Raw genomic sequence first — 20,032 nt, 5'->3', positions numbered from 1 at the left:
AGGGAGAGAAGTCTATGAAAACCAAACCCATCATATGGGGAAGTCTGGCGCTTGGCCTTCTGGCCGGTCAGGCTGCAGCCGAAGGCCAGTTGAACATCTACAACTGGGGCAACTACATCGCCCCCGATCTGGTCACGAAGTTCGAAGCCGAACATGATGTGAAGGTCACGGTGACCGAATATGACAGCAGCGACACCGCGCTGGCCAAGATCCAGGCGGGTGGGCATGGCTTTGATATCTGGATCGGCTCAAGCGCCTATGTGCCGATCTATGTGCAGGAAGGGCTGCTGGCGGAAAGCCTGCCGAACCAGATGGAAAACTTTGCCCATCTGGCTCCCAAATGGGTGGATGTCGAGTTCGATCCGGGCCGCAGCTATACGATTCCGTGGCTCTGGGGCACGGTCGGGATCACGGTGAATACCGACATGTACAAGGGAGAAATCAACACGGCCGCGCTGCTGTTCGACACGCCCGACGAGCTGAAGGGCAAGGTCAATGTCGTGCCCGAGATGCGCGATGTCATGGGGCTGGCGATCTATTACCTTGGCGGCACCGACCTGTGCACCGATGACAAGGAGTTGCTGGTCAAGGTCCGCGACCTGCTGGTCAAGGCCAAGGAAAACTGGATCTCGATGGACTATTCCACGCTGGAACAGATGGTCAACGGCGACTATGCCGCGACGATGGACTGGAACGGCCCGGCCATGCGTGCACGGCTTCAGAACCCGGCGATCCATTATGGCTATGCCGCGACCGGCTATCCGACCTGGATGGACAATGCCGCGATCCTCGCCGATGCGCAGAATGCCGAGAATGCCCGGCTGTTCATGAATTTCATGATGGATCCCGAAAACGCCGCCATCCTGTCGAACTTCACCCGCTATGCCAATGGCGTGGCCGGGTCGGAGCCCTTCATGGACCCCGAGATGCTGGACGCGCCCGAGATCAAGGTGCCGGCCGAATTCGCCGAGAACACCTATTTCGCCCGCACCTGTTCGCCCGAGATTGAAAAGATCTACAGCCGCATCTGGACCGATGTGAAGAAGTAGACCGCCAGATCAGTCAAAAGCAAAGGCCCGCGCAGGACGCGGGCCTTTTTCATGTCATGGGTGCTGTCAGATCAGCTCCAGCTCCTTCACCGGCAGCGACCGGATGCGCGGGCCACCGGCATCGGCGATCGCATTCAGCACCGCGGCGATGGTGATCGGCGTGGCATCCTCACCCACCCCCAGCGGATCACCCTCACCCTGCAGGATGGTGATCTCGATCTGCGGTATGCGGTCGATCAGCAGGATCGGATAGTCGCCGAAATTGCTTTGCTGGACCTGCCCGCCCTCGACCGTGATCTCGCTGAGGAAGGTATTGTTCAGCGCAAAGATCACCGCGCCCTCGAGCTGCTGGTGGACGACATCCGGGTTGATGATGGTCCCGGCGTTGATGGTGATCGCCACCTTGTCCACCCGGACGGTCCCCTCACCCAGCGTCACATCGGCCACCGCCGCCTTGGTCGACGAGGCATAGCCCGGGTAGTAGGCGCTATCGGCAACGACGATGCCCCGACCGGTTCCAGCAGGCTTTGGCGCGCCCCAGCCCGATGCCTCGGCCGCGCGGTCCAGCACTGCGCGCAGGCGGGCGGCGCGCTCCACCGCGATGTCGCGGGTTTCAAGGACTTCGGGAATGTGGCGCGGATCCAGCAGGTCGCGATAGAAATCCAACTGATCGCGCCCGCTGGCCGCCGCAAGTTCACCCAGAAATCCATAGTTCATCCAGACATGCTGCGTCATGCCGACGCCGCGCATCCAGCCGAAGGGCAGCGTTGCCCACTCGTCGCGCTGATAGCCGATGCGCATGTTCGGGAAGAAATAGGGAAAGCTGGTGCCGCCATAGGACTGCTCGGCCGAACGTGACGAGGCGATGTTCAGCGACCAGCTTTCGATCTGTCCCCGATCATCCAGCCCACCCTCATAACGCGCCACGGTAAAGGGGGCATAGCTGCTGTGCTGGATGCATTCCTCGCGCGTCCACAGAAGTTTCACCGGGACACCGGGCATGGTCATGGCGATCTGCACGGCCTGATGGACAAAGTCGTTCTGCAGCCCCCGACCAAAGCCGCCTCCGCAATTCATCAGATGCAGCGTGACCTGATCCGGGGGCGTCCCGGTCAGCTCTGCCGCGATGCGATGGGCGTCATCGGGATATTGCGATCCGGTCCACAGCGAGACCCTCCCCGGCTCGACCAGAACCGTGCAGTTCAGCGGCTCCAGCGGAGCCGGGTCCATATAGGGAAAGACATATTTCGCACTCAGTCGCTGAGGGGCTGCGGACAGCGCGGTTGCGGTATCGCCGCGCTCCAGCACCACCGGCAGATCACCCTCGGCCAGCTTCGACAGGCGCGCGCGCAAAGCCTCGGTCGAAAAATCGGCATGAGCGGTGGTATCCCAATCTATTTCGAGCGATTCGACCGCCGATTTCGCCTGCCACCAGCTGTCCGCGACCACGACAACACTGTCATCGGTCTTGACCGGAGCAGCCCAGAGATCGGGGTCCTGCCCCTCTGGCACGGGGGAATTGTAGCCGACAAAGCCGCCCTTCAGGCGCAAGAGGATCGGGTTGCCCGACAGACCGGCCAGCGGCGTCTCGTCCACCTGGCCAAGGCTGCCGCCAAAGACCGGACATTGCCGAATCGCCGCATGGCGCATGCCCGGCAGATCGACATCGATCCCATAGACGAGCTTGCCGGTGGTGATGGCTGGCACGTTCAGGCGCGGCACAGGTTTGCCGACAAAGCGCCGATCGGCGGCGGCGCGGAAGGTCACGGACTCGGGCGCAGGATGCGTCAGATTGGCCGCTTCGGGTGCCAGTTCGGCATAGCCGATGGTTTCACCCGATGGTGCGCTGACGGCATTGCCGTCGGTCGACAGTTGATCCTTTGACACGTTCAGCCGCGTTGCCGCCGCCGACAGCAGCATGTCGCGCACCTGTGCGGCGGCAATGTGTGCGGGCTGGAACAGGTAGTGGGCCGAGGAACTGCCCAAAGTGGTCGTCCAGGAATAAGGCGTGCCGTCGGGGCGGTTCTGTCGCGGGTCATAGAATTCGACGCGGATCGTCTCCCAGTCCGCGTCCAGCTCTTCTGCCAGGATCTGCGGAATGGTGGTGGTGACGGCCTGCCCCAACTCGACCTGCGGCACCCTGAAGGTGATCGAGCCATCCGCGTTGATGGCGATCCAAGACAGGATCTCGGTGCTCTGGGTGGCCGCGGCCTCTGATGAAACCGCACCTGCCCGGGTGATCGGGAACAGGATAGCACCCCCGATTGCCGCAGAGCCGCACAGAAAATTGCGTCTGCTGACCGTCATTGCCCCGCCTCCGCCGTCATGGCCTCTGCCGCCGCATGGATCGCCGCGCGAATGCGTGGATAGGTTCCACAACGGCAGATATTGGTCAGGGACATGTCTATATCCTCGTCGGTCGGTTGCGGGTTCTCGGCCAGAAGCGCCGAGACCGCCATGATCATGCCAGCCTGGCAATAGCCGCATTGCGGCACGGCCTTTTCGATCCATTCGCGTTGCACGGGATGGCCGCCCTCTGGGTCCAGCCCCTCGATCGAGGTGACGGACATGCCGGCGGCCATCTCGACCGGCAAAACACAGCTGCGCTGCGCCCGCCCGTCCACATGCACGGTACAGGCCCCGCACATGCCGACCCCACAGCCGAATTTCGTTCCCTTCAGCTTCAGGTGATCGCGGATCACCCAGAGCAAGGGCGTATCCGGGTCGACATCGACCGAGACCGCCTTGCCGTTCAACGTGAATTCGATAGCCATCCTGCCAGCACCTCCCCTGCAAGCACGGGCCGGCGATGCGGCCCCTGCGGAAATTCTACCAATAATTATTCATTATAGCAATTATTTCAAAGCATGGCATTAGACGCAGCAGCAAAGATCGCTCGACATAGCTCAAGTTAATTATTCAATATTGCAATTTTTCGCGCGCGGTGGTAGAGCGAGCCGAGACACGTCACGATCTAACCCACAAGCGCCAGTCCGCATGGCTTTGCCACGAACCTGGCCCGACATGCACAGGGGGAATGCAGCATGAAGGATCATGTCATCATCGCGGGCGCCGGGCCGACCGGATTGCTGACCGCCATCGGGCTGGCAAAAGCCGGAACGCAGGTGACCATCCTGGAAGCCGGCGACAAGCTGAACGAGACCCCGCGGGCACTCGTCTATCACTATCCCGTTCTGCCCCATCTCGACCGCATGGGCCTGCTGGATGATTGCATTGCGGCCGGGTTCGTCCGTCAGGATTTCGCCTGGCGCGTGCACTCCAGCGGCGAGATGCTGCGCTGGAGCCTGTCCTGCCTCGATGGCATTGCGCCCCATCCCTATGCGCTGCACCTGCATCAGGGCGAATTATCCGCAGTCCTCGCCCGCCATGTCGCCGCCACGCCCGGCGTTAACCTGCGCTTCTCGTCCCGCGTGACGGGGGCAAGGCAGACGGATGGAAGTGTCATCGTCGAGATCGACGGCCCCGCCGGCCCCGAGACGCTGGAAGCGGCCTATCTGATCGGCGCAGATGGCGGCGGCAGCACCGTGCGCCAGCAGGTGCTGGGGCTGAACTTCTTCGGCACCACCTGGCCGAACCGCTATCTGGCGACCAATCTGGAGATCGATCTGGGCGGTCAGGGCTATGCCAATGCCACCATGCAGATCGACGAAACCTATGGCTCGGTGATCTGCAAGATCGATACCGGCAACATGTGGCGCGTCACCCTGATGGAAGATCCCAGCCTGCCCGAGGATCAGATCGCAGAGCGGATCGAGACCGAATTCCGCAAGTTTCTGCCCGACACTCCCTGGCGTCTTGATACCTTCTCGCCCTACCGGATGCATCAGCGGGTGGCCGACAGGATGCGGGTCGGTCGCATCCTTCTGGTGGGCGATGCCGCTCATATCACCAATCCGACCGGCGGGCTTGGCCTGACCGGTGGCATGTTCGATGCCTTTGCGCTGATCGAGGTGCTGAACCGGGTGATCCATGGCGGCGCGGGCGAGGACCTGCTGGACTTCTATGACCGTGACCGGCGGCGTACCTTCATCGAGGTCACCTCGCCCCGCGCCAGCGACAATCTGCGCACCATGTATTACATGAAATCCGGCGTGCAGAAGGACGACTGGATCGACCGCACCCGAGCCATCGGCAAAAGCGACGCCCTGATGCGCGAGGCCTTCGGCTTTACCGAGAGCATGCAGACAAGGTTCCCCGGCGAATGACAGGCTATGCCCTGCAGGATTTCGGCGGCACCTTCCTGACAACGGAACGCCGGGTGGTCGACGGCGAGACCTATCCAGGCATCTCGGCCTATGTCGAATGGTTCATTCCGGAACATCCGCGCGCGCTGTCGGTGACCTTCGTGCATGGCGGCGGCGGTCAGGGATCCGAGTTCCTGCGCACCCCAGACGGTCGGCCGGGATGGGTTCACGCCTTCCTCCGGGCCGGATTTCCGGTCCATGTCCTCGACCGGCCCGGCCATGGGCGCAATTCCTGGAATCCGAAGGTTCTGGGATCGTCCCTGCCCGCGCCCAGCTATGAATTTCTCTATCCCCGCTTTGTCGAGCCGGCGCGCGCCGCGCCCTGGCCCGGGGCGGATCGGCACAGCCGCTGGCCCGAAACCCCAGTTGCGGGTGATCGCTTCATGGCCAGCCAAGGACCGATGGCCACGACGCTGGAGGCCAGCCAGCGCCATGTCGAGGCGATCGCCACGCAGCTGTTTCAGTTGACCGGCCCCACCGTTCTGGTCAGCCACTCCGCCGGCGGTCCTCTTGGATGGGCGCTTGCGGCGATGGGCGGCGATCAGGTTGCAGCGATCCTCGCCATCGAACCCCTTGGCGAACCCGGGCTGCAACATGCTCTGGGCCGTTTCGATAATGGGCTGTCGGCGGTGGCTTTTGCCGGACCGGCTGATCCATATGCACGGCCCATCGCCGTTGTCTCCGGAGAGGCGACATGGATGCGCGCCAACAATGCGCGGGCAGCGGATTTTCTGGCGCGGCAGGGACATGACGCAGAACATATCCGGCTCGAGGAGCACGGCATCACCGGCAATGGCCATATGATGATGTCGGAAACCAACAGCGATCAGATCGCCGCGTTTCTGATTGGCTGGCTGACGCGCAGGCTGGGCTTGCCGGGCAGATAGACTGCGACAAGCAGGATGCTTGAACGCTGCCACCCGGACAGGCTATTATCCAGAAAGTGAATTTCGTGAACGACGCAGGATTGCACAGCACCGCCATGGCAAAACGCGAAACCCAACGCAAACCGGGCCGGCCGAAAGGTGATGAGGACCTGCGCGACAGGATCCTTGACGAGGCGGGTCTGGCCTTCGCCGAGGCCGGCTTTGCCGGCGCACGCACCCGCGACATCGCCGCCCGCGCCGGTGTGAATCAGGGGCTGATCCGCTATTATTTCGGCAGCAAGGAACAGTTGTTCGAGCAGGTGTTTCGCCGCTATGGCGGTGTCCTGTCGGGCAATCGCCATGTGCTGCTGGACCGCCTGCTGGCATCGGATCAGCCGATGGATGTCGAGAGCGTCATCCGCGCCTATCTGCAACCGCAATGGGACATGAAACATTCGGGCCCGAACGGCGCGGCCTTTGTTCGCCTTCAGGCCCGCCTGCATGCCGAGCCCGAGCAGCAGGCGCTGCAATTGCGCCACGAGGTCTATGACGCCTCGGTGAAGCGATATATCGACGCGCTGGAGACGCTTTTGCCACAGCTGACGCGTGCGAAGATCAGCCTGCGCATGTCGTTTCTGGTCGGCACCTATATGTTCATGCTGAACGACCTTGGCCGGATCGAGGATCTGACCGAAGGCCAGATCACCGCGCTTGGCAAGGAAGAGATGCTGGACAATCTGGTCACCTTCCTTTCGGCAGGGATGCGGGCGCCGGCCAACTGACCGGCACCCCTCGAGGCTCAGGCGGCGAAATACTGGCGCACCTCTCGCGCCGCCCGCAGGCCCGCCTCGACGGCGCCATCGATATATTCATGCCAGCCATTGGCGGTCGCCGAGCCGCCAAAGAACAGCCGGCCCTCGGGCTTGGCCATGTCGGGATAGCGCGAGAACCACCCCTTGCGATAGGCCGCCCAGCTGGTCCGCGCGAAACGATCCCTGCCCCAGTTATATCCGCTGGTCGCCAGCACCTCGACATCGCCATGGATCTTGTGGATCTGCGCCGCGATGGCCGTCTGATCGTCGAGATCGATCAGCGCCTCGCGGCCGATGGTGATTTTCAAGATCGTCCCCAGCGCATCGCCATATTCATAGGTCTGGACCGCATTGAACGGGTTCGGGTCATCGCAGAAGCAGAAGGTATTCCCGAGGTTCTGCTTCACATGGACATACAGCTCCGCACCCTCGGCCATCTCGGCATGTTCGATGAACGCGACCTTCTCGGGCGGCAGCGGCGGATGAAAGCGCAGGTCGGCATAGCATTTCGTCGGCAGGGTCAGGATCGCAGAGCGGCCGCGAATGCGGTTGCCATCTGCCAAGAGCAGCGTCACCCCCTCGGCATCCTGACTGACCTCGGTGACCGGCTGACCCATGAAGACCTGCCCCCGGATGTCGTCGAAGATCGCCTTGCACAGCGCCGCCGTCCCGCCCTTGACGTGATAGCGCTTTTCGGAATCGGTGAAGACATAGGTATCCCAGGATGCCAGCGCATGGAACTTGACGAAGCTCGGATAGCTGAACTCGCTTGTCGCATTGCCGCCATAGAGGGTCAGCTCGGCATTCATCGCCGCCATCTCGATCTCGCTCAGCCCCAGCGATTCCAGATGCTCGCGCGCCGAGACATGATCCAGCCGCGCCACCTCGGGATTCTCGAGTGGCGAATAGGGCCGTGGAAACAGCTCTTTCGAACGGGCGCAGAACTTGTCGAATGCCGCTGTATATGCGCGGTCGAATTCCTCGGGTTCGATCTCGATCAGCCGGCCATCCGCCAGAAGCATCGCCGAGCGGTCGAGATCCAGCAGCGGCGCTTCCTTGAACCCGAAGCCATAGCGCTGCATCTCGGCGAAAAGATGCGGCTGTACCCAATGCACCCCCGCCCCGCCGATCTCGACGGTGCGGCCCAGAAATTCGATCGTATGGGTGCGCCCGCCGATCCGGTCGCGCGCCTCGACCAGAGCAACCGAATGTCCCTGCGCCGACAATTCCCGCGCCGCGACCAGACCCGAGAAGCCGGCCCCCACGACGATCGCGTCAAAGATCTCCTGCGCCATATCATCCCCCATCCTGTCACTCTCCTGAAGTTGCGGGCCTACTGCCATGCCGGGATCAGCACCTGCACGCGGGTGAATTCCTCGATGCCTTCCGGCCCGGTTTCGACCCCGGTGCCCGAGGCCTTGGCCCCGGCGAAGGGAATATCCGGCCCAACAGCAAGGTGCTGGTTGACCCAGACCATGCCGACCTGCATCTGCCAGGCCAATCTCTGTCCCCGCGCGGTATCTCGCGACCAGACAGAACCGCCCAAGCCGAAGGGGCTGGCATTGGCGCGCCCCAATACCTCGTCCTCGTCCTCGAAGGACAGGATCGGCATGATCGGCCCGAACTGTTCCTCAGTGACCAGCCGGCTGTCATCGGCCAGATCGCGCACTACGGTCGGCGGGATGAAATATCCCGGACCATGGGCGGCCTCGCCACCGCACAGCACCGTGCCATCCTGACGAGCGATGGAAAGGTAATCCTTCAGCTTCTCGAACTGGGCGCGGTTCTGCACCGGCCCGATCTCGACGCCCTCATCGAGACCCGCCCCCTGTGTCATCGCGCGTGCCAGTTTCGTTGCACCCTCGCAGAAGCGATCATGGATCGAGGCATGGACATAGATCCGTTTCGGCGCGACGCAGATCTGGCCGGCATTCAGGAAGGCAGTCTGCGTCAGCCCGGAGATGGCCGCCTCGAGATCCGCATCGGCCAGCACGATCGCGGCATCATTGCCGCCCAGTTCCAGCGTCACCCGTTTCAGCGTCTCTGCCGCGCCCGCCATGACCCGCTTGCCTGTCGGCGTCGAGCCGGTGAAGGCGATCTTGGCGATGTCGGGATGGGCCGTCAGCGCCGGCCCCAGATCGCCGGCATCGCTGAGCACGTTGAAGACACCGGGCGGGAATACCCCCAATGCGATGCGACCCAGTTCCAGCGTGGTCAGCGGTGTTGTCGGTGCCGGCTTCAGGATGACCGTGTTTCCGGCCAGCAGCGCGGCGCCGTATTTGTTCGACGCGAGGACCAGCGGAAAATTCCACGGTACGATGCAGGCGACGACGCCCAGGGGCACCCGGCGCAGCGTATATTCGCCCGCCGCATGGGGACGGCGCTGATCAGGCAGATCGCAGGCGGCGAAATGGCGGATACCACGGATCGTGGCCTCGACCTCGAACAGCGCCTGCGGCAGGGGCTTGCCCTGTTCCCGGGTCAACAGACGCGCCAGCCGGGGCGCCTCGTCCTCGATCCGGTCGGCAAAGCTCGCAAGCATCGCCGCGCGGGCGGACAGCGGCAGCCCGGCCCATGCGGCAAGGGCCGCATTCGCGGCGGCGACCGCCTCGTCCAGCTGCTCCTCGTCCGCCACGGGTGCTGTGGCAAAGGGCATCCCGGTGGAGGGGTCGATCACATCGATCTGGCCCATCCCGTCGACCAGCTTACCGCCGATCAACAGCTTGAAGTCACTCATCCCTGCTCTCCCCGGCCCCGTGGCCTTGCATCATCGAAGATGGATCCGGCCATCCGCCTCAGCGCCTTGCGCTTCAGGCGATGCCAGTGAAACCCCTTGCCCAGATGATCGAACGGCCTGACGGGCCAAGGTTTCGGCTTGCGGTTGACGATCCAGAAGTCGGTCAGCTCGCTGCGGGTATCGTTCAGCATGTCCGCCACCGTCTGTCCGTGCAGCAGGCTCATCGCCAGACCGTGGCCCCAGCATCCGCCGATATAGATCACCCGGTCATCGCCCAATGTGGTCAGATGGGGCACAAGGTCGCACGTCCCGGACATGTGCCCGCCCCAGTGATGCGCCAGCCGCACCCCCCTGAGCCGGGGAAAAATGCGCTTCAGATGATCCAGCGAGGCCGCTGCCCCCTCGGCCGAGGCTGCCGGCTCCATCTCGCCGAACCGCGAATGACCGCCGTGATAGATCCAGTAGAATTGAATGCGGCCATCACGGGTGGGCGCCATGTAGTGGAACAGATCAAGCGTGCTCTCGATCGCGTTTCCCCGCTCCCAACCTATCTCCGACCATTGCTGCGGGCTCAGCCGTTCGGTCACCGCACCGCGCGCAAAGACAGGCGATTGCAGGTGACGCATCTCGCGCCCCAGCGGACCCTCAAGCAGATGGGTAAAGGCATTGGTCGCCACCACCAGCTTGCTGGCCCTGACGCTGCCGCGCGGCGTGGCCACATGAACGCCCCCCGTCCTCCGCTCCAGATGCAGGGCTGGCGTATTCTCGAAGATCTCGACCCCGGCAGACGCGGCCAGTTTCTTCAGGCTGCGGACATGTTTCAGCGGGTTGAGCAGACCCAGATTCGGATCAAGGCTGGCCGCCCGGAAATTGCGATTGCCGGCGAATGCCGCCTGAACCTCCGCCCCCTCCAGCCAGCGAAGATCGGGCACGCCGAAATCTTCGAGCATGGCGTGCAGGGCCTCCAGTTCACCGATCCAGCGATCATCAAAGGCCACGCGCATCAGGCCGGGATGTCGGTAGTCGCTGTCCAGCCCCTGCGCCGCGATGGTCTCGCGGGTATAGTTCATGGCGCGCAGGCAATAGGCAAAGGCGGCTTTCGCGCGCTCATCGCCATAGGTCTTGCGGATGGCAACCTGATCCATGCCGAATTGCGGCATGATCCAGCCCGCCGCCCGACCCGAAGCACCAAAGCCGATCACCTCGGACTCGATCAGCACCACCCTGCCGCTGCTGCTCTTCGCCGCGTGCCAGGCCGCAGACAGACCCGCAATGCCGCCGCCAATGACCAGCACGTCGCAATAGAGATCGCGCGCCAGATCGGCATTGGGCTGGTAGGCCCCGTAGTCCTGCAGCCAGAATGACTTTCCCGCATGCGGCGGCGAACCCGCCACCGCAGCTTCCCCCGACGCCCCCATCGATCGCATCAGTTTTCAGGCAGATAGGCGATATGGGTGGTCTCGACCTTGATATAGGGATCGGTGAAACCCACGACCTGCATCCCGGCAACCGAGGGCCCGTCTGCGCCATAGAAGGCTTGCCGATGCGGGAACAGCGTCTCGTTGAATTCGGTCGCCGAGACCGTGTAATAGATGACCTCGCTGACGATATCCTGCGGCGTGCCGCCATAATGCCCGAGGATCTTGCCGAGGATCTCGTAGATACGCTTCACCTGCAGCGCCGCATCCTCTGCATGGACCTCGTTGCCGTCGTCGTCGGTCGAGGTCAGACCACCGATAAACACATAGTCACCGGCACGAACCGCCATCGACATGCAATAGCTCTGTTCCATTTCCGGCTTGAGATGAAAGAATTCCGGCTTCCTGACCATGATCCAGCCTCCTCGCTGTCCTGATTGAAGTGACGGGGTTGAAGTGACGGACCGCGCGATCAGCCGCGCAGCGCCGTTTCCACGCTTTCGGCGGTGGCAAAGCCGGATTCGATGGCACCATCCATGAAGCCAACCCAGCCCTTCGCCAGATAGTCGCCGGCAAAATGCACATGACCCTCGGGCTGCGCAAAAGCCTCGGCGGTGCGCATGTTCTGGGTGGGACGCGGCATATGCCAGGTGCCGCGGGCAAATTCGTCACTCGACCAGTCATGCCCGGTACAGGCGGTCGCCTGCAGATCGGGTTGCAGGCTGGCCAGAACCCGGTTCACCTCGGCCAGATCGCAGGGATCGAAAGCGGCCCCATCGGTGCCAAAGCCGACATAGGTGCGGCGCGCGCCGTCAATGCGGATCGGGTTGATCAGGTTCAATGGAGCGCCAGGAGGCGCGACGATCGCGTGCCCCTCGGCCTCGCCCTCGGTCTGGAACAGCACCTTCATGCCCTTGGCCGCATGTCCTTCCTGCGACAACGCCAGCTTGGCATTGGCCAGCGGCGGCAGGAATTCGACATCCTTCAGGCAATTCATCGGCAGGGCGCAGACGACCTTTGCCGCGGTGACTGTTGACCCATCCCGCATCGTGACCGTGACGCGATCGCCCGCCTGATCGACCCTCTCCACAGGCGCATTCAGCCGGATCGCCAATCCCGCCCGCTGGGCCATATGGGTGATCAGCGAGGTGACGCCCGTCTCGATCTTGTAGCGCGCCAGGCAGTCGATCATCAGCCCCACATCCCAGCCCGAGGCCGACCACCAGCGCAGTTGCGACAGATAGCTGACATCCTCGGGCAGCGCGTTCATCTGGGTGGCGATCTCGGCGCTGAAGGCGGCCTTCTCGAGCGGCTCCAGATCCAGCGAGTCGATCACATCCTGGACGCTTTTCGCGTCCAGTTCGCGCGCGCCGTCCAGCGATGCCAGATCCCAGGGACGCTCCATCACCGGACCGGACTCTGCCGCGCCGGCAAAGGCGTGCCATGCCTGCATTAGGATCTCGCGGAACCGGTCGAAGTCCAGCCCCTGCGGCTTCCCATCGGCCCAGATGGTGATCGGCGGGAACCACGGATCCTCGTGCAGCTCCAGTCCCGCGCGCTGGAACTCGGCCCAGACATAGGGCTGGAACCAGTGAATCCAGGTGCAGCCCAGTTCGACCTTGGTTCCGTTCAACTCGGTCGTCCAGGCGCGCCCGCCAATGCGGTCCCGCGCCTCCAGCACCAGCACCCGACGCCCGTATCTCGCCAGCTCCCGGGCGGCCGTGATGCCGGCAAAGCCCGCCCCCAGAATCACCACATCGAAATCTTGGTCGTTCATCTTACCCCCCTGCCTGGTTGCAGCTTCATGCGCCCGGCGAGTCTCCTCACTTAATTATCCATCTGTATATTAAAATCTAACGCGTATCAACCGTATTTCCGTGCAGTGCACACACGATGCTACGGAATCCGCACAACCCGAACAATTATGCCAAATGATCGTATGAAGATATCATGCCGGGGTTCTACCGCCCTTCCGGGGCCGGCCCCCGTCGCCTGAAATCAGGTCTTTGGGCGCAGAATCTCTTCGCGCCCCGGCAGTTGTGACTGCTGATCTCGACCTCGGATGGCGCGCGGATGCGGTCGGCCTTGCCAGCGCGACAGACAAGTTTCAAGGAGAAGCGCAAGACGCGCCCGAACGGCTTAAAACCACAACGAGCCAGGCCCTCCGTTCGCGGTCAGCACCTCGTGCCCCAAATCATCTGACGACGGACACGCAGGGCTTCGGAAGCGCGTGGACTTTTCTGGGTGGACAGGTTGTCGAGAATCTCGACGGTTTCGGGAGCGAGCACCGGTGCCAGTTGCGCTTCGACTTAGGTATCGAAGGCCGGGCCGTTCATCGCCCCCGTGATAACCCATGGCGCCATCAGGGCGTCTTGCGTCAGGCCTGCGATAAACGTCTGCGTCCCCCATTTGCCCCAATGCTGGAGAGTCGTGATGACTGCGAAATTTTGGGCTTTCCCTTGTCCCATCACGTGCATGTGATACGCCTGACGGCGCAACAGAATTCCGTAACATTTCCCGGAACACTTCGCCATCACTAGACGCGTGAATCTGAAATATTTCGTATAAATATCAATAAATTGAAAGATCTCTCAATTGTCGATTTCAAACTACTTGGTGATCCTTGGCTCCACCAAGTTCCTGAAGCGAGTTCTGGAGCTATCTATATATCAATGCGGCATTTTATAGCTCGCATTGATGCAGGGCGCTACTGCTACAAGCTTTGCTACAGATTGCGCAATAATCACTTGCTCGAAAACACGGTGCCGTTTGTCGGACAATCTCTCAAACATGAGTTGATGCCTTGGTGATGTGATCGGCGAGGCAAGCCGCACCGATCCATCGCGCTCAATGCCCTACAGTTCCACCCGCTTCAGCCGCAACGCATTCGCGATCACCGAGACGGAGGATAGCGACATGGCCGCCGCTGCGATCATCGGCGACAGCAGCAAACCGAAGGCCGGGTAAAGAAGACCGGCAGCAACCGGGATACCGGCTGCATTGTAAACGAAGGCAAAAAACAGGTTCTGCCGGATATTTCGCATCGTTGCGATTGCCAGCTTGCGGGCTCGGACGATGCCTGTCAGGTCGCCGCCCAGAAGGGTGAGACCGGCACTTTCGACCGCCACATCGGCACCCGTCCCCATCGCGATCCCCACATCGGCCGCTGCCAGCGCGGGGGCGTCGTTCACGCCATCACCTGCCATGGCGACCTTGCGACCGCTCGCGCGCAGCGCTTTGATCAGATCCAGCTTGCCCTCGGGCAGCATCCCGGCGTGCACTTCGTCGATACCCAGATTTGAGGCGACGGATTGTGCAGTGCGCTCGTTGTCGCCCGTCGCCATGATCACCTTCAGGCCGAGTTCGTGCAGATCGCGAATCGCGGATGCGGCGGTTGGCTTGATCGGATCGGCGACGGCGACCAGCCCGGCCAGCTTGCCATCCAGCGCGACGAACATTGCGGTCTTGCCTTCACCGCGCAGTCGGTCGGCGGTGGCCTCGCCTGTGTCGCAGTCAATGCCAAGCGAGGTCATCAGGGCGTTATTGCCAAGCGCGACAGGCCGGCCGCCGATCTTGCCGATGACGCCCTTGCCGGTCACGGCCTCGAACTCCTCGCCAGCCCCAAGTGTCAGCCCCCGCGCAGCCGCGCCATCGACGATCGCCTCGGCCAGAGGGTGCTCGGAGGCGCGCTCCAGAGCGGCGGCGGCGGCGAGCAGCTCGTCCTCGGGCACATCGCCAAAGCTCGACACATCGGTCAGCGCCGGTTTGCCTTCGGTCAGTGTGCCGGTCTTGTCGACAATCAGCGTGTCCACATCGGCCATCAGCTCCAGCGCCTCGGCATTCTTGACCAGAACCCCGGCCTGCGCGCCTCGCCCTGCTGCTGTGGTGATGGAAATCGGCGTCGCCAGACCGAGCGCACAGGGGCAGGCGATGATCAGAACCGACACGGCCGAGGCGATGGCAAAGACGAAGGACGGGCTTGGTCCGACTGCCAGCCAGATGACGAAGGCCGCGACGGCAATCGCCACAACGGTTGGCACGAAAATCGCCGAAATACGATCCGCCAAGCCCTGAATCGGTGCTTTGGATCGCCGCGCACCAGCAACCATCTGCACGATCTGCGACAAGACTGTATCAGCACCGACATCGGTCGCTCGGATCGCCAGCGTGCCGTTCTTGTTGATCGTGCCGCCGGTTACGCGATCGCCCTTGGTCTTTTCGACCGGCACCGGCTCGCCCGTGATCAGGCTTTCATCGACCGAGGACAATCCCTCGACCACCTCGCCATCGACCGGCACGCTATCGCCCGGCCGCACGCGCAGCAGGTCGCCCGCCATGATGTTTTCCAGTGGCGCATCATATTCCGTGCCGTCCGGCAGGATCCGTCGCGCCATCTTTGGCGTCAGGTCCATCAGCGCCCTGATGGCGTCCCCGGTGCGTTCCCGCGCCCGAAGCTCCAGCACCTGCCCGACAAAGACCAGGGCCACGATGACGACGGCGGCTTCGTAATAGGTGCCGACCATTTCGCCCATCCGGTATTCTTCGGGGAAGATTCCGGGCAGGAAGGTTGCAACCAGCGAATAGAGATAGGCAGCCCCCACGCCGAGCGAGATCAGTGTCCACATATTGGGCGAGCGGTTTCTGAACGAGTCCAAACCGCGCTGAAAGAACGGGCGCGCTGCCCACAGCACAATCGGCGTAGCCAGCAGGAACTCCAGCCAGACGGCTACGCGGTGGCCCAGCCAGTCCCGGACCGGGATGCCGATCAGCTCGCCCATGGTCAGGATGATCAACGGCACCGCCGCGGCCACGCTGACCCAAAGTCTGCGGGTGAAATCCGTCAGCTCCTCACTGGGCTCGTCCGTGGGGATCATCGGTTCCAGCGCCATGCCGCAGATGGGGCAGGCGCCGGGTTTGTCGCGGATGATCTCGGGATGCATCGGACAGGTCCATTGCGTCCCGGCGGGAGCAGCTTTCGTGGCCTTTGATGCCGCGCCAGAGGCGTAGAACCATGGGTCTGCATCGAATTTCGACTGACAACCGTCCGAGCAGAAGAAGAAGGTCTTACCGGCATAGTCGCGCTGGCGGGCGTCACTCCCGATCGTCACCTGCATCCCGCAGACAGGATCGATGGCCTTGCCCGGCTCGGCCTCGGCTGTCACATCGCCCGTCGCGCCACGAGTTTGATGCCCGTGCGATTTGCTCTGGTGGTCGGTGTGATCGTGCTTCATGGTCGCCTCCCGGACGAATACCTATAGGGGGTATATCCATCTTGCTGTATACCCATACAGGGTATATGGCAATGCCAGATTATTGCGGATCGGAGTCCATCCTTGGCCCATGACAAGCAGAACCGGGATGCAATCCTGAAACGCCTGTCGCGGCTTTCCGGACAGCTGCAGGGCGTATCGCGCATGGTCGAGGACGGGCGTTACTGCGTCGATATCCTGAACCAGACCGCTGCCATCCGTTCGGCCCTGCGCGCGGTCGAGCGCCTGCTGATCGAGGACCACGCCCGAAGCTGCATGGAGGCCGCGATCCAGTCAGGCGATCAGGACCGGCAGCGCGTGATGTTCCGCGAAGTCGTCGAACTGCTGGAAAAGGTTCGGGACTGATGCGTTTCCTGCTTTCCGGTTTGCTGGTCCTTCTTCTGGCAATCAACATGACCTCGGCTTCGTTGGGCGCTGACTCAGCGGCGCAGCAGCAGCCAACAGCAATGATGGGACCGGGCGTGCAGCAGACTGCACATGACTGCTGCACCGAGCCGCTGAAACTCCGACATGGCGTCTGTGCCATTTGCGCCGCCGTTCATCAGGCCGAAGTGATGCCGCTCGAGTCCCGCTTGCCGCGCAAAATGCAGCATTTCATCTCGGTGCGGCCTGAAAAAACAATGGCTCTCCGCCTTCCGCTGCGCCCTCCGCAACGCGCTGCCGCCTGATGTCGCATGGCCAGATAGGCCAAGCCATTCACAGTGGCGCCATTTTGCTGGTCATGGACCCGATGGCGCGGAAATCTCGACAGGAGATCAGATATGAATAAATTCCACTTCTCGCGTCGCAGCGCGATGCTCGCCATGGCGGCGGCAATCTCGGCCAGTTCAACGCTGGCCATGGCGGCGACAGGTTCGGGCAAGAAGCCAAACCTTCTCAGCATCACCAAGGACCCCAACTGCGATTGCTGCGGCACATGGGCGGATCTGGCCATCGAGGCAGGGTTCGAGGTCGAGATCACCGAAACTGCGGATTACGAGGGCATGAAGCGCGCGGCCAAGGTCCCCGAGGCCCTGTGGTCCTGCCACACCGCCCGGATCGACGGCTATGTAGTCGAGGGCCATGTGCCTTTCGCGGCCATCCGACAGCTTCAGGAACAGCGCCCCGAGATCACCGGGATCGCGGTGCCGGGGATGCCGGCCGGCTCTCCGGGCATGGGTGGCGGGGTCGATGCGACCGCAGAGGTCATCGCCTGGGGTGGCTCGGCCGGCGACGGGCAGCCCTTTCTCCTGGACAAGTAGCGGATGACGGGCAGATCACTCGCCCTTGTTGCAGCGGCTCTATTGGCCGCTGCAACGCTGACCATGTGGCGCGTGAACCGAACGTCCGAAAAGCTCGTCACGGCAGAGGCCGTCATCGCGCTTGGTCGAGGGCTGTACGATGAAAACTGCGCTTCCTGTCACGGCGCGAACCTGCAGGGCCAACCGGACTGGAAGATCCCGCTTGAAAACGGTCGCTACCCTGCGCCTCCGCATGATGCAACCGGCCACACCTGGCACCATGCCGATGCGCTGCTGGAACAGATCATCCGCGACGGCTCGGCTGCGGTCGTCGGCAACGGCTATGAAAGCGACATGCCAGGTTTTGGCGACATCCTGAGCGACGATCAGATCGCAGCCGTTCTGGCCTATATCAAATCCACCTGGCCCGAGCGTGAGCGGGCCATTCAAACCCGTGTCACAGAAGACAGCACAGAGTAACCTCGGGCACCTGCCAAGAATCTGCCCAACCGATTGAAGGACCAACTGATGCAGACAAGAACCGCCGCAATCGCCCTGACACTTCTGCTGGCCGCAGGATGTACCGCGCGAACGGCCGAGACCGCCGTCGAAAACAGCTCTCCCTATCCCATCCCGCCGGAGGTCGTGGCCATTGCGGGTCCCAACCAGGACCTGACCACGGCGACACTGGTCGCCGAGGACAATTGCTATTGGTATTCGCATCGCGGGCAAGTGGAGACGACACTGGTGCCGCTGCGTGCGGCGAACGGCAACCAGATCTGCAAGGCACTCTCGTCCTGACACTGGCAGGCCGCCGAGGCCGTGACGGCTCAGCTAATCGCCGTCACGCTGCCTTCCGGCGAATAGAGATGGGCCGTCGATCCGATCTGCACACGCGGATACAGTTCATTGATATGGGCCATGACCATGCGAACGCAGCCGGAACTGGCCCTGCTGCCGATCGATGTGGGAAACGGCGTGCCGTGTATCCGCAGATAGGTATCCCGGTCCCCGACATAGAGATAGAGCGCCCGCGAGCCGAGCGCATTCTGGGGGCCGGGCTCCATCCCACCCGCAAATTGCGCATAGATCTCTGGCTCGCGCTCGATCATGTTCTGGGTCGGGGTCCAGTGCGGCCATTCGACCTTGCGTTTGATCTCATAGGTTCCGGGCTCATAGAGATCGCCCCTGCCGATAGCCACACCGTAGCGCATCGCCGTGCCGCCTTCCTCGATGTGATAGAGGTATCGCGCAACCGCATCGACATGGATGTCCCCCGGCACCAGACCCGGATTCGCGACGATGCGCTGCGGCAGGAAGCGAGGGTGAAGTCCCCATGGATTGGGACCGAATGGAGTGACCTCGGTGTCCCATGCGGCCTTTTGCGCCGCATCGGGCCAGGACGACGCGAAGACCGGACTGGCGGCAGCAGCCGAGAACAGCGCGGTCGTCGTTTGAATGAAATGCCTTCGTGTCAGCATATTTGTGCTCCTGTATGAAATTCACTTACGGCGGGTTGTCGCGACCAGTTCGGCCAGCTCTGTCGACGAAACGGCCCCAAACAGCGAATCTGATCCCGCGATAAAGGTTGGCGTCCCCACAAGTCCCATCGCATTCGCAAGCGCGTTGGACTGATCGATATGCTGACCTACCGTCGGCTGATCCATGTCGCGCTGCAATCGCTCGACATCAAGACCGATTGACCTGGCCGTCCGCAGGACGCTTGCCTGCTCGGCACGGGTCCTCTGGGCCAACAATGCTTGGTGAAAGTCGAAGTAGCGGCCCTGATTGCGCGAGGCCAAAGCGGCCCGCGCGGCAAAGACCGATCCTTCGCCAAATACCGGCCACTCACGCATCACCATCCGCAGACCGCGGTCTGCGTCAAGCAGCGCGTTCACCACGGGCATCATCGCGCGACAGAACTGGCAATTATAGTCGAAGAATTCGACCAGCGTTGCATCGCCATCGGGATTTCCCAGAACCGGCGCATTGGGATCGCGTTCCAACTGCCGACGAAATTCGACTGGCAGCGAGTGATCGGCCATTGCAACTCTTGGCGCGATCGCCGCCAGCGGCGTCGCGAACACAAGACCCAGGACCGAGCGTCGTCCGAGCATGCGGTTTCCAGATTGGTCTGACAAAGCTTTGGCTTCATCCTGGCGCTGACGCGCCCGGAACGGCCCTTTCATCGATTGAGCACTGAGTTTTACCATGAAACCGCGCCTCATGCAGAGACCGCGAAGGTGGTCATCATGCCACTTGCCAGATGCGGCATGTGGTGGCAATGCAGCATCCATTCCGCCGCCTCGCCCGCATCTACGGCCACCGTCACCATGCTCATCGGCGGCACGTAGACCGTGTCGCGCAGCGCCCCGGCGAAGCGCGTGCCGTTGAT

The 20,032-nt window shown here is 62.6% G+C and carries 20 protein-coding genes; 9 read left to right on the top strand and 11 right to left on the bottom strand.

Annotated features, from left to right (window positions below; genetic code table 11):
- The first annotated feature begins 14 nt into the window (after positions 1–14).
- On the top strand, positions 15–1,049 hold the full coding sequence (locus Q1A36_RS19450) for an extracellular solute-binding protein (protein ID WP_299847533.1): 1,035 nt from the start codon (positions 15–17) through the stop codon (positions 1,047–1,049).
- A gap of 66 nt (positions 1,050–1,115) precedes the next feature.
- Here Q1A36_RS19450 and Q1A36_RS19445 read toward each other — a convergent pair whose 3' ends face one another.
- Both Q1A36_RS19445 and Q1A36_RS19440 read right to left on the bottom strand, forming a co-directional pair.
- A complete protein-coding gene (locus Q1A36_RS19445) occupies positions 1,116–3,356 on the bottom strand; it encodes a molybdopterin cofactor-binding domain-containing protein (protein WP_299847531.1) in 2,241 nt (746 codons plus the stop codon).
- On the bottom strand, positions 3,353–3,823 hold the full coding sequence (locus Q1A36_RS19440) for a (2Fe-2S)-binding protein (protein WP_299847529.1): 471 nt from the start codon (positions 3,821–3,823) through the stop codon (positions 3,353–3,355). The genes Q1A36_RS19445 and Q1A36_RS19440 overlap by 4 nt, the downstream gene beginning before the upstream one ends.
- 270 nt (positions 3,824–4,093) lie before the next feature.
- Between Q1A36_RS19440 and Q1A36_RS19435 the strand changes: the two genes are divergently transcribed.
- The 3 genes from Q1A36_RS19435 to Q1A36_RS19425 all read left to right on the top strand — a co-directional run bounded on the left by Q1A36_RS19435 (position 4,094) and on the right by Q1A36_RS19425 (position 6,962).
- Entirely contained in the window at positions 4,094–5,275 is a 1,182-nt protein-coding gene (locus tag Q1A36_RS19435; protein WP_299847527.1) for an NAD(P)/FAD-dependent oxidoreductase, read from the top strand.
- On the top strand, positions 5,272–6,201 hold the full coding sequence (locus Q1A36_RS19430; protein ID WP_299847525.1) for an alpha/beta fold hydrolase: 930 nt from the start codon (positions 5,272–5,274) through the stop codon (positions 6,199–6,201). The genes Q1A36_RS19435 and Q1A36_RS19430 overlap by 4 nt, the downstream gene beginning before the upstream one ends.
- 95 nt (positions 6,202–6,296) lie before the next feature.
- The gene (locus Q1A36_RS19425; RefSeq protein WP_299847523.1) at positions 6,297–6,962 is read left to right on the top strand and encodes a TetR/AcrR family transcriptional regulator; all 666 of its coding nucleotides are present in this window, start codon (positions 6,297–6,299) and stop codon (positions 6,960–6,962) included.
- Positions 6,963–6,979: 17 nt separating this feature from the next.
- Here Q1A36_RS19425 and Q1A36_RS19420 read toward each other — a convergent pair whose 3' ends face one another.
- The 6 genes from Q1A36_RS19420 to Q1A36_RS19395 form a co-directional block, all read right to left on the bottom strand.
- A complete protein-coding gene (locus Q1A36_RS19420; RefSeq protein WP_299847521.1) occupies positions 6,980–8,287 on the bottom strand; it encodes an NAD(P)/FAD-dependent oxidoreductase in 1,308 nt (435 codons plus the stop codon).
- Between the two features lie 38 nt (positions 8,288–8,325).
- A complete protein-coding gene (locus Q1A36_RS19415; protein ID WP_299847519.1) occupies positions 8,326–9,729 on the bottom strand; it encodes an aldehyde dehydrogenase family protein in 1,404 nt (467 codons plus the stop codon).
- On the bottom strand, positions 9,726–11,123 hold the full coding sequence (locus tag Q1A36_RS19410; RefSeq protein ID WP_299847517.1) for an FAD-dependent oxidoreductase: 1,398 nt from the start codon (positions 11,121–11,123) through the stop codon (positions 9,726–9,728). Before Q1A36_RS19410 ends, Q1A36_RS19415 begins: the two co-directional genes overlap by 4 nt.
- A 32-nt stretch (positions 11,124–11,155) precedes the next feature.
- Positions 11,156–11,560, bottom strand: a complete 405-nt coding sequence (locus tag Q1A36_RS19405) for a Rid family hydrolase (protein WP_299847515.1) — start codon at positions 11,558–11,560, stop codon at positions 11,156–11,158.
- 59 nt (positions 11,561–11,619) lie between these two features.
- A complete protein-coding gene (locus tag Q1A36_RS19400; RefSeq protein WP_299847513.1) occupies positions 11,620–12,924 on the bottom strand; it encodes an NAD(P)/FAD-dependent oxidoreductase in 1,305 nt (434 codons plus the stop codon).
- A 1,078-nt stretch (positions 12,925–14,002) separates the two neighbouring features.
- Positions 14,003–16,378, bottom strand: coding sequence for a heavy metal translocating P-type ATPase (locus tag Q1A36_RS19395; RefSeq protein WP_299847511.1), 2,376 nt, complete (start codon positions 16,376–16,378; stop codon positions 14,003–14,005).
- Positions 16,379–16,480: 102 nt separating this feature from the next.
- On the opposite strand from Q1A36_RS19395, the gene Q1A36_RS19390 reads away from it, so the two are divergent.
- The 5 genes from Q1A36_RS19390 to Q1A36_RS19370 all read left to right on the top strand — a co-directional run bounded on the left by Q1A36_RS19390 (position 16,481) and on the right by Q1A36_RS19370 (position 18,438).
- Positions 16,481–16,762 (top strand): metal-sensitive transcriptional regulator, encoded by a 282-nt coding sequence (locus tag Q1A36_RS19390; RefSeq protein WP_299847509.1) that lies wholly within the window; start codon positions 16,481–16,483, stop codon positions 16,760–16,762.
- Positions 16,762–17,085 carry a hypothetical protein gene (locus Q1A36_RS19385; protein ID WP_299847507.1) on the top strand — a complete coding sequence of 108 codons (324 nt, stop codon included), beginning with the start codon at positions 16,762–16,764 and terminating at the stop codon, positions 17,083–17,085. Before Q1A36_RS19390 ends, Q1A36_RS19385 begins: the two co-directional genes overlap by 1 nt.
- Positions 17,086–17,178: 93 nt before the next feature.
- Positions 17,179–17,658 (top strand): DUF411 domain-containing protein, encoded by a 480-nt coding sequence (locus Q1A36_RS19380; RefSeq protein ID WP_299847504.1) that lies wholly within the window; start codon positions 17,179–17,181, stop codon positions 17,656–17,658.
- A 63-nt stretch (positions 17,659–17,721) separates the two neighbouring features.
- Positions 17,722–18,117: a cytochrome c gene (locus tag Q1A36_RS19375; RefSeq protein ID WP_299847502.1), complete on the top strand. Its 396-nt coding sequence runs from the start codon at positions 17,722–17,724 to the stop codon at positions 18,115–18,117.
- 48 nt (positions 18,118–18,165) lie between these two features.
- The gene (locus Q1A36_RS19370) at positions 18,166–18,438 is read left to right on the top strand and encodes a hypothetical protein (RefSeq protein ID WP_299847500.1); all 273 of its coding nucleotides are present in this window, start codon (positions 18,166–18,168) and stop codon (positions 18,436–18,438) included.
- 29 nt (positions 18,439–18,467) lie between these two features.
- On the opposite strand, the gene Q1A36_RS19365 is transcribed toward Q1A36_RS19370, so the two are convergent.
- From Q1A36_RS19365 to Q1A36_RS19355, 3 genes are all read right to left on the bottom strand, one after another.
- Positions 18,468–19,118 carry a L,D-transpeptidase gene (locus Q1A36_RS19365; protein WP_299847498.1) on the bottom strand — a complete coding sequence of 217 codons (651 nt, stop codon included), beginning with the start codon at positions 19,116–19,118 and terminating at the stop codon, positions 18,468–18,470.
- A 21-nt stretch (positions 19,119–19,139) separates the two neighbouring features.
- Positions 19,140–19,850, bottom strand: a complete 711-nt coding sequence (locus tag Q1A36_RS19360) for a DsbA family protein (RefSeq protein WP_299847496.1) — start codon at positions 19,848–19,850, stop codon at positions 19,140–19,142.
- A gap of 11 nt (positions 19,851–19,861) precedes the next feature.
- Positions 19,862–20,032: multicopper oxidase domain-containing protein (locus Q1A36_RS19355; RefSeq protein WP_299847550.1), on the bottom strand; the 171-nt coding region annotated here is incomplete at its 5' end.

Source organism: uncultured Paracoccus sp. (assembly GCF_947487305.1).
Lineage (GTDB): Bacteria > Pseudomonadota > Alphaproteobacteria > Rhodobacterales > Rhodobacteraceae > Paracoccus.
Note: the sequence above shows the minus strand (reverse complement) of the source record. Positions and strands in the feature narration are given on the sequence as shown.

Bases quoted from the DNA above. Each gene is read 5' to 3' on its own strand.
- Q1A36_RS19430 (WP_299847525.1), top strand. From the start codon at position 5,272: ATGACAGGCTATGCCCTGCAGGATTTCGGCGGCACCTTCCTGACAACG.
- Q1A36_RS19360 (WP_299847496.1), bottom strand. From the start codon at position 19,850: ATGGTAAAACTCAGTGCTCAATCGATGAAAGGGCCGTTCCGGGCGCGT.
- Q1A36_RS19450 (WP_299847533.1), top strand. From the start codon at position 15: ATGAAAACCAAACCCATCATATGGGGAAGTCTGGCGCTTGGCCTTCTG.
- Q1A36_RS19415 (WP_299847519.1), bottom strand. From the start codon at position 9,729: ATGAGTGACTTCAAGCTGTTGATCGGCGGTAAGCTGGTCGACGGGATG.
- Q1A36_RS19445 (WP_299847531.1), bottom strand. From the start codon at position 3,356: ATGACGGTCAGCAGACGCAATTTTCTGTGCGGCTCTGCGGCAATCGGG.
- Q1A36_RS19370 (WP_299847500.1), top strand. From the start codon at position 18,166: ATGCAGACAAGAACCGCCGCAATCGCCCTGACACTTCTGCTGGCCGCA.
- Q1A36_RS19425 (WP_299847523.1), top strand. From the start codon at position 6,297: ATGGCAAAACGCGAAACCCAACGCAAACCGGGCCGGCCGAAAGGTGAT.
- Q1A36_RS19395 (WP_299847511.1), bottom strand. From the start codon at position 16,378: ATGAAGCACGATCACACCGACCACCAGAGCAAATCGCACGGGCATCAA.
- Q1A36_RS19375 (WP_299847502.1), top strand. From the start codon at position 17,722: ATGTGGCGCGTGAACCGAACGTCCGAAAAGCTCGTCACGGCAGAGGCC.
- Q1A36_RS19400 (WP_299847513.1), bottom strand. From the start codon at position 12,924: ATGAACGACCAAGATTTCGATGTGGTGATTCTGGGGGCGGGCTTTGCC.
- Q1A36_RS19420 (WP_299847521.1), bottom strand. From the start codon at position 8,287: ATGGCGCAGGAGATCTTTGACGCGATCGTCGTGGGGGCCGGCTTCTCG.
- Q1A36_RS19365 (WP_299847498.1), bottom strand. From the start codon at position 19,118: ATGCTGACACGAAGGCATTTCATTCAAACGACGACCGCGCTGTTCTCG.
- Q1A36_RS19435 (WP_299847527.1), top strand. From the start codon at position 4,094: ATGAAGGATCATGTCATCATCGCGGGCGCCGGGCCGACCGGATTGCTG.
- Q1A36_RS19380 (WP_299847504.1), top strand. From the start codon at position 17,179: ATGAATAAATTCCACTTCTCGCGTCGCAGCGCGATGCTCGCCATGGCG.
- Q1A36_RS19385 (WP_299847507.1), top strand. From the start codon at position 16,762: ATGCGTTTCCTGCTTTCCGGTTTGCTGGTCCTTCTTCTGGCAATCAAC.
- Q1A36_RS19405 (WP_299847515.1), bottom strand. From the start codon at position 11,560: ATGGTCAGGAAGCCGGAATTCTTTCATCTCAAGCCGGAAATGGAACAG.
- Q1A36_RS19440 (WP_299847529.1), bottom strand. From the start codon at position 3,823: ATGGCTATCGAATTCACGTTGAACGGCAAGGCGGTCTCGGTCGATGTC.